General features: G+C 38.2%; 5 protein-coding genes and 1 pseudogene. All 6 read right to left on the bottom strand.

The window, feature by feature from the left end; all coding sequences use genetic code 11:
- Window positions 1-112: 112 nt before the first annotated feature.
- Window positions 113-226, bottom strand: a pseudogene (locus tag KPC_RS20805) (hypothetical protein); the annotation flags it as partial.
- 262 nt (window positions 227-488) lie between these two features.
- Entirely contained in the window at window positions 489-1,034 is a 546-nt protein-coding gene (locus KPC_RS16940; protein WP_121975527.1) for an NADPH-dependent FMN reductase, read from the bottom strand.
- Between the two features lie 132 nt (window positions 1,035-1,166).
- Entirely contained in the window at window positions 1,167-1,649 is a 483-nt protein-coding gene (locus KPC_RS16935; protein ID WP_121975526.1) for an FKBP-type peptidyl-prolyl cis-trans isomerase, read from the bottom strand.
- Entirely contained in the window at window positions 1,642-2,181 is a 540-nt protein-coding gene (gene lspA, locus KPC_RS16930; RefSeq protein WP_121975525.1) for a signal peptidase II, read from the bottom strand. The genes KPC_RS16935 and lspA overlap by 8 nt, the downstream gene beginning before the upstream one ends.
- Entirely contained in the window at window positions 2,174-5,011 is a 2,838-nt protein-coding gene (gene ileS, locus KPC_RS16925; RefSeq protein ID WP_121975524.1) for an isoleucine--tRNA ligase, read from the bottom strand. The genes lspA and ileS overlap by 8 nt, the downstream gene beginning before the upstream one ends.
- 66 nt (window positions 5,012-5,077) lie before the next feature.
- Window positions 5,078-6,079, bottom strand: coding sequence for a riboflavin biosynthesis protein RibF (gene ribF / locus KPC_RS16920; protein ID WP_121975523.1), 1,002 nt, complete (start codon window positions 6,077-6,079; stop codon window positions 5,078-5,080).
- Between the last annotated feature and the right edge of the window lie 204 nt (window positions 6,080-6,283).

Below are 6,283 nucleotides of genomic sequence, written 5' to 3'. Positions count from 1 at the left end.
GAATCAGGGTGCTTTTTTTTATGTCAAATGATTAAAGCGTATAGACGTTAAAGTATGATGACAAATAAATATCCAGAGATTTATGTATGTCTGGATATTTATTTTTAAGATGTTAGGAATTCAATTGTCTTCTGGCATGTTTTAAAGCAGTTCTAAGCCCTTCCTCCAGTGTCGGATGATAAAAAGGTTTCTCTAAGATCTGGTCTATTGTTAATTCTTCTGAAACCACCCATGTATGTAGAAACCGCAATTTATTTAAAAGCATTATAAAATATGGAGTATAAAAAAAGCCCCAACATCCTGTTGAGACTTTTTCGTATTGGTTGGCTAGGTATAACTCCTGTCGTACCTCACGTTCCTGATGCTAAGACATATTATTGTTGTTTTTAGTCTCGGAAACTTCCTGTTCCCTATGACTAAATCATATAAATTCTTTTCAAAGTACAACAGTCGTTAATCCTGATATTCAATGTAAGCTTTAGCTTACATCAGTTTTTAGGTGCATAGCGAATCAATTTCTCTAATGCTGATTTTAAGGCTTTAGTATCAAATTCATTACCTTGAAAAGATTCTTCTTTATTCCTCTTGCCAATATCACGTATTTCTATTTCTGCATTTGAAATGATTAAACCAAGAGATGAGCAGACTTGACGTATCTGATCTATCGAACGTGAACCATTAGTCCCACCATAACTGACGACAGCTACAGGTTTACCTTGCCATTCCTTATAAATATAATCGAGAGCATTTTTAAGAGCAGGACTATAGCCATGATTATATTCAGGGCTTATTAATATATAAGCTTGTGCACTAGAAATTAGATTAGCCCATTCTTGTTGTTTAGGTTGATCATAAACTCCGGTTGCTGGTGGATGTGAACCAGCGAAAATAGGTAGATTCCATTCTTTTAAGTCAATCAACTCTAATTCTAAATTTTCAAAATTTAAATTTTTAATTGTATTTTCTACCCATTTTGCAACTTTAATTGCTGTACGACCTTCTCTGACACTTCCAATAATAATTTGAATTTTCATGCTTCACTCTGTTTAGATTTTTCTTTAATAAATATCAGATAGCTATGAATGAATAGTATGATTTTGTAAGTATTTCAATTCATTACTCAATAAAAAGACTCCCTAAGGAGCCTTTTTATTGATGTAAATATATTACATGATTTTAATACCTTGTTGCCCAGCTGGAGTCACTTTGAAAATTTCAACTTCAAAGGTAATATTTTTTCCAGCAAGAGGATGGTTAAAATCGACTTCAGTAATATCATCATTAACAGTTTTAACGACACCAAAAAGACTTGATTTCGCTTTATCTTCAAATTCAATCATATGTCCTACAATAGGACGTTGTTCAAATTTGACAGTATCAAATTTTTGAACATTTTCAGAATTCCAGGATCCAAAGGCTTCTTCTGGAGGAAGACTAACTGTACGGCGATCACCTGCACGTAAACCAAAAAGTGCCTTTTCAAATCCTGGTAATAGACTACCATCACCCATAATCAGGCTTACAGGTTCTTCGCGGCTGCGCGTGTTATCGATTTCAACACCATTTTCAATTGCGACAGAAAAGTGTAAATCGACTTTTGAACCTTCAGCCACACGGGTTTCATCATTTGGGTTGATTATTTCAGTCATTTTTTGATTCCGCACGTTGAATACGATGCTTTTCTAAAAAGAACGTATCAATCAACAGTAAAATAGTTCCTAAAGTAATGGCACTATCAGCAATATTAAATGCTGGGAAGTGTTTATCTTGATAGAACACATGAATAAAGTCGACAACATAACCCAGATACATGCGGTCAATGAGGTTACCTAATGCACCACCTAGAATGAGTGCAATTGCGGCAGGAAGAACGATTGAATTTTTTGGCATACGCATGAGCCAAAAAATAAAAACAATAGAAACTATTCCTGCAAGCCCTGTGAATAGGTATCTTTGCCATCCACCAGCATCAGACAAGAAGCTAAATGCAGCACCTGTGTTGTGTAGCAATGTCCAGTTTAAAAAGGGGAGTACAGGTACAGGATCTGCATAATTCAGATGTGTACTTGCGATATATTTTGTCCATTGATCTACCAAAATGGTTAGGACAGAAAGTCCCAACCAGATGATATTATGGGGATAAAACTGAAATAAGCCCTTTTTATTCTGAGGGTTAGGCATATTTTCTCACTTCGCCACTACCAGTGACGTTAATAATACAACGACCACATAAACCAGGATGTCCTGCATGTGTATTTACATCTGGAAGAACATGCCAGCAACGTGCACATTTCTCACCGATCGCAGCAGAAACTTTGACACGTAAACCTTCAATATCTGTTACTTCACCTTGCTCAGCATAGTCATGAACAATTGCTTGAGAAGTAATGAGAACGAAACGGAGTTCATCACCCAATTGGTTTAACACTTTTTGTAAATCTGCATTTGCCCAGAGTTCAACTTTTGCAGATAAGTTACTACCGATGAGTTTAGCGTTACGAGCTGCTTCAATCTGTTTATTTACTGCTGATTTTACTTGAATAAGTGTTTGCCAGTCTGCTTCACTGATCAAGTTCGCAGTTGATGCAACAGGAATGTCGTACCACTTTGCAGTGAATACATATTTTTCAGATTGTTCTGGAATTAAAGGCCAGGCTTCTTGTGCCGTGAAGCTCAAAATAGGGCTCATCCAGCGAACAAATGCCTGAACTAAATGATAAAGTGCAGTTTGTGCAGAATGACGTGCAGCAGAGTCCGCCTTGGTTGTGTATTGACGATCTTTGATAATATCTAAATAGAAACCACCCAAGTCATTGATACAGAAATTGGTCAACGAGCTACAAACGATGTGGAAATTCATATCCTCATAAGCTTGTTTGATTGTTTCCTGAACTTCATGGGCACGTTGCAAGATATATTGGTCAAGTGCAATAAGTTGATCTACAGGTAATGCATCAGTAGACGGTTTGAAACCATTTAGGTTTGCAAGCAAGAAACGTAAGGTATTACGAATACGGCGATAGCCATCAGATGCACGATTAAAGATTTCTTTACCCGCAGTCATTTCATAACGGTAATCTGATGATGCGATCCAGAAACGTAGACCATCTGCACCCATGTCTTTAATGATGTCTTGAGGGGTAATAATATTACCGATGGATTTAGACATCTTGCGACCTTTCTCATCCACAACGAAACCGTGAGTGAGCAGACCTTTATATGGTGCACGGTTATTGATTGCCATTGAGGTCAATAATGAAGACTGGAACCAGCCACGATGCTGGTCTGAACCTTCAAGATATAAGTCAGCAGGGTCACTCAATTCTTCACGTTGACGAAGGACAGCATAGTGTGTTGTTCCAGAGTCAAACCAGACATCTAAGGTATCGCGCACAGCATTGTATTGCTCTGCATCAGCGCCAATAAAATCTTTGGCTTCACGATTAAACCAGCCATCAATCCCTTCCTGTTCAATCAGTTTAGCAACTTCTTCAATGAGCTCAGGTGTACGGGGATGAAGTTCATGGGTATCTTTATGAACAAAGAATGGAATTGGTACACCCCAGGTACGTTGACGAGAGATACACCAGTCTGGACGGCCATCAATCATTGACTGAATACGGTTTTTACCCCAATCAGGTACAAAGCTGATGTCATTTTCAATCGCATTTAAAGCGCCTTGACGTAAACCTTTTTCATCCATGCTGATAAACCATTGTGGAGTTGCACGGAAAATGATTGGTGTTTTATGACGCCAGCAGTGTGGATAGCTATGAACAATCGGCTCATGAGCCCAAAGTTTGCTAGCATCTTTTAATGCATCAATAATTTTTGGATTGGCTTTATAAATGTGTTCACCAGCAAAAATTGGTGATGTTGGTAAATAGACACCATTACCACCTACAGGATTATCCACTTTTAGGTTGTATTGAAGACCAACTTTATAGTCATCGACACCATGACCTGGTGCGGTATGTACTGCACCTGTACCACTGGTTGCGATAACATGTTCACCCAGAATCACCGGAACTTGACGATCGGTAATCAAAGGATGTTGTAATTGTAAATTTTCTAATTTATACCCTGTAAAATCAGCTAGAACTTTAGGGCTTTCGAGTTTATAACGTTCACAGGCAGATTCGACCAAATCTTTTGCCAGAATCAGGTTTTGTACACCACGGTCAGACTGTGCCTGAACCAGTTGATATTCAATTTCAGCATGTACTGCAACGGCTTGGTTTGCTGGAAGCGTCCAAGGAGTTGTTGTCCAGATCACAATATCTGTTGGGTTGGCAATCTCTACGCCTAAACGTGTTGATAAATCAGCAAGATCAACTACACCAAATCCAACATCAATGGCATCAGATTTTTTATCTTTATAATCAACTTCAGCTTCAGCAAGAGCAGAACCACAGTCGATACACCAGTTCACTGGTTTTAAACCTGGTTGGATATGCCCCGCTTTTTCGATTTCACCAAGCGCACGAACAATGTCAGCTTCTTGTTTGAAGTTCATGGTGAGGTATGGATTATCCCAATCACCAAGCACTCCCATACGCACAAAATCTTTCTTTTGTAGATCGATTTGAGTATAGGCGTATTCACGGCAAGCTTTACGGAAAGTCGAAGCATCCACTTTAACACCGACTTTACCAACTTTTTCTTCGACTTTTAGTTCAATTGGTAAACCATGACAGTCCCAGCCTGGAACATATGGCGCATCATAACCATCCAGAGTACGGCTTTTGACAATAATATCTTTTAAGACCTTATTAACAGCATGACCTAAGTGAATCTGACCATTTGCATATGGAGGACCATCATGGAGCACATATTTTTTCTTGCCAATACGCGATGCACGAATCTGCTGATAAATGTTGTCGGCATACCACTCTTCTAACCATTTTGCTTCACGTACTGCGAGATTTGCTTTCATCGCAAATTCAGTACCTGGGAGGTTTAGCGTGGCTTTATAATCCACTGCATTTTCAGGAGTTTGCTTATCGCTCATGCAAGTTGTCATCCAATTCAATCAGCCTTCCGGCTGACGCGTTTTTACAAATAAATAAATTTTGAACTAAAAAGGAAATTTGGGGGTGTTTTCACGAAACTCAAGGAGTTTCTCAACATCATCATCAATACCTTTTTGAAGTGCTTCCAGTGAAGGATAGTTCAGCTCACCATGTAAATAGTCGAGGAACGTGACCCGCATTAACAAGCCATACAGATTAGCAGAAACTTCAGGAAAGTGTACTTCTAATCGCCATTCAGGATGCTCTTGTTTAATCGCAGGACGTGTTCCAACATGGCCTGCCCCAAATAAGGCTTCAGGATGATAACCTGCAATACCTTTTTTATCTGGATTCTGCTGAATAACCTTTTGAGTTAATGCTGTTGTTTCACAAACAACTTCAACACCATAGATTCCGCTTAAACATGGCTTGTGGCGGTTTAGACGGACATTAATGGTCGGAAAGTTTAAAGTTCGGCCAATCTGGTCACCATATTGGACACGACCAATCATGCTATATGGGCGACCTAATAATTTTGCTGCTAAAGATAGATTACCTGCTTGTAATACTTGACGGACACGGGTTGAACTGACACGTTCGCCATCAAATTCGATTGTATCCAGGTTGGTCACATCAAAACCATACTGTTTTAAAAATTCGCTGTTGCCCTGACGATCTTTACCAAAATGAAAATCATCACCAAGTACCAGACTTTGAGCATTCAGTTTATATTTTAAAATATTGGCAAAGTCTTCAGCACTTAAGCTACGGAATTTATTATTAAATTTTGCAATCGCAATATAATCCACGCCTAGTTCAGTGAGATGTTCTACTTTTTCACGCAAGGAGCTGATACGAGGCGGTGCATCATAGCCTTTAAAAAACTCTAAAGGTTGCGGTTCAAAAATCATCACAAGTGTTTTTAGATTTTTTTGTGATGATATTGATTTTAATTGAGAAATCATCGCTTGATGCCCCAAATGAACACCATCAAAGTTGCCAATCGTGACCGCAGTTTTTGGCAATTGGAATTCAGGAGATAACGCATTTAGACGTAACAGCTTCATGATTTCAAAATAGGCTTTAAATTTGAAAGGGTATATTTTGCCATAATCTCACAATTTCGTCCTGTTGTTGTGTTTTTACTCAAAAAATTTATCAATAATTTTATTTTAATAAGTAAAACTAATTCAATTTATAAAAATAAATCAATTTTACTTATTTGTGGGTCTCGATAAAATTACTTTATCTGCTTATATGAGGATATTCGC

This window comes from Acinetobacter stercoris, from assembly GCF_900323515.1.
GTDB classification, from domain to species: domain Bacteria; phylum Pseudomonadota; class Gammaproteobacteria; order Pseudomonadales; family Moraxellaceae; genus Acinetobacter; species Acinetobacter stercoris.
The sequence above is the reverse complement of the archived record's forward strand: the minus strand, read 5'-3'. Positions and strand labels throughout refer to the sequence as shown.

Bases quoted from the DNA above. Each gene is read 5' to 3' on its own strand.
- KPC_RS16940 (WP_121975527.1), bottom strand. From the start codon at position 1,034: ATGAAAATTCAAATTATTATTGGAAGTGTCAGAGAAGGTCGTACAGCA.
- KPC_RS16935 (WP_121975526.1), bottom strand. From the start codon at position 1,649: ATGACTGAAATAATCAACCCAAATGATGAAACCCGTGTGGCTGAAGGT.
- lspA (WP_121975525.1), bottom strand. From the start codon at position 2,181: ATGCCTAACCCTCAGAATAAAAAGGGCTTATTTCAGTTTTATCCCCAT.
- ileS (WP_121975524.1), bottom strand. From the start codon at position 5,011: ATGAGCGATAAGCAAACTCCTGAAAATGCAGTGGATTATAAAGCCACG.
- ribF (WP_121975523.1), bottom strand. From the start codon at position 6,079: ATGAAGCTGTTACGTCTAAATGCGTTATCTCCTGAATTCCAATTGCCA.